Annotated in this window: 2 protein-coding genes and 1 pseudogene; all 3 read right to left on the bottom strand. The window is 44.8% G+C overall.

Annotated elements, in window-relative coordinates:
• A partial coding sequence (locus tag FTU35_RS13110; protein WP_180064800.1) for an efflux RND transporter permease subunit occupies positions 1-762 on the bottom strand: 762 nt, incomplete at its 3' end.
• A complete protein-coding gene (locus FTU35_RS13105) occupies positions 752-1,981 on the bottom strand; it encodes an efflux RND transporter periplasmic adaptor subunit (protein ID WP_016658777.1) in 1,230 nt (409 codons plus the stop codon). The genes FTU35_RS13110 and FTU35_RS13105, both read right to left, overlap by 11 nt.
• A 1-nt stretch (position 1,982) precedes the next feature.
• Positions 1,983-2,182, bottom strand: a pseudogene (locus FTU35_RS13100) (TolC family protein); the annotation flags it as partial.

Genomic DNA, 2,182 nt, shown 5'->3' with positions numbered 1-2,182 from the left:
ACCCGGTACACGTACCGTCAGTTGCTGACCATTGTCTTCAATATAACCTGCACCTCGGTTCTCATTATTTTGCGCTAAAGCCTGTTGCAGTTGTTCTAATGAGATATTCAGTTGCTGCATCCGGTTTAAATCGGGAGAGACCACATAGGTTTTTTCAAAACCACCAATACTGTTGACCTCTGCAACTCCCTTAACACGTTGCAGTTGAGGACGCACAATCCAGTCCTGAATCTCACGCAAATCCATCGGCGTGTATGCAGTTCCATCCGGCTTTTTCGCATTCGGATCTGCCTTCAGTACCCATTGATAAATCTCACCGAGACCCGTAGAAACGGGGGACATCGTCGGTGCGATTTGTGCAGGCAACTCAGATTGCGCCTCCTGTATCCGTTGGTTAATCTGCTGACGGGCCCAATAAATATCAGTCCCATCTTTAAAGACAATGGTGACTTGAGAGAGTCCATAACGGGATATGGAACGGGTAAGCTCCAGATCCGGAATGCCAGCCATGGCATTTTCAATGGGATAGGTAATCCGCTGTTCGACTTCAAGCGCAGTAAAACCCTTGGCTTGAGTATTAATCTGGACTTGGGTATTGGTAATATCGGGTACAGCATCAATCGGGAGTTTCTGATAGCTATACACCCCGACCGCAATCCAGGTACAGACAAAGAGCAACACCCAAATCGCATTTTGTATGGAAAACTGAATGATTCGTTCGAATAAACCTTCTGGTTTTGGCAGATCAGAATTAATGTTCATGGCCTGCCTCGTCTTTTTCTAATTCAGATTTCAACAAGAAACTGCCTTGAGCGATATACTTCTGCCCTTCAGTCAGCCCAGAAATCACTTCAAGCCATTGTCCATCACTTGAAGCCTGCCCCAATTGCACTTTCTGTGCTTTTAAGTGGACTTGACCTTTTTGTTCTGAATCTACGATGAAAATACTGTCTTCACCTTCAATACTTTGCAGCGCAGACTTTTGAATCCGAAGGGCTGATTTTGCTGTAGCTTCCGGAATCAACACTCTCACTAGCACATTAGAACGCAACTCAGTAGCTTGCGCATCGAGTTTTGCGCGCACCACCAGACGCCCTGTTTGTACATCTGCCTGAGAGGTTAAGCTTTGTACAGTAGCTTTATAGATTTGATCTGAATCATTCACTTTAAAGTCAATTTTTTGCCCGGCTTGCAGTTGACCTGAGAATTGATTCGGCAAATTAAACTCAAGCCATAAATCTTTCAGCTGTTCAATGACAAAGAGCTGATTAGCCAGTTGCACATTTTCACCGACCACAATATCTTTTTGACTGATCACCCCAGAGATCGGTGCTTTAATCAGAAAACGCCCATTGTTATTGCCACTTGCACCTAATGCATTTAAACGTGCTTGTGAGGACTGGACAGTAATCTGCGCTTGACGGTAGGCATTTTCGGCACGCTGGTAATCCTGTTTGGCAGAAATCCCCTGTGACCAGAGTTGCTGTTCGCGCTGGTAATCTTTACGGGCCAAATCCAGATTCACCTGTGCCATACGCAGATTTGCCTGTTGGTCGATCAGTTCAGGCACGATTAGTACAGCCAGCGTTTGTCCTTTTTGCACGCTCTGTCCTAAAGCCACATTGACCTGCTCGACATGACCACTAAAATTAGGCGATATATGCGCTTGTTGATCGGTATTCACCACCAATTTACCTGGCAGGGTTGTCAGCTTTTCAACCAATCCTGTGGATGCAACAGCAACTTTTAAACCTTGTTCAACCATTTGTTGGCTGGTCAGTTGTATTTCGCCTTCTTCAGCATGTCCTTCTTCAGAACTATCTTCATCAGAATGTTCGGCATTTCCCTCATCATGACCATGCCCCTCAGATTCAGTTTTTTTTGAACTTAACCAAATAACCAGACTGACCAAGACCGTAATCAGAATCAAAATTGCAATCATGAGAGACTGGGATATTTTTCCGTTTTGCTTGGCGTTCATTTTATCGTGCTCCCCCATTGATTAAATTTTGCGATGCTTCGACTGCCTTTTTATTCAGTTGTGTATAGGCATCCGAACGGCTAATTTCTTCATAACTTGTGCCAATACTGAGTGCCTCAGCTGCGAGGGCAGTTTGCCAAGCTTGACGTAGAATTTGTAATTGACCCAATCGAAGATTCTGCAGTTGGGTGGTTGCTTGTT

The organism is Acinetobacter sp. YH12095, from assembly GCF_013419245.1.
Classification (GTDB): Bacteria; Pseudomonadota; Gammaproteobacteria; order Pseudomonadales; family Moraxellaceae; genus Acinetobacter; species Acinetobacter towneri.
Note: the sequence above shows the minus strand (reverse complement) of the source record. Positions and strands in the feature narration are given on the sequence as shown.

Bases quoted from the DNA above. Each gene is read 5' to 3' on its own strand.
- FTU35_RS13105 (WP_016658777.1), bottom strand. From the start codon at position 1,981: ATGAACGCCAAGCAAAACGGAAAAATATCCCAGTCTCTCATGATTGCA.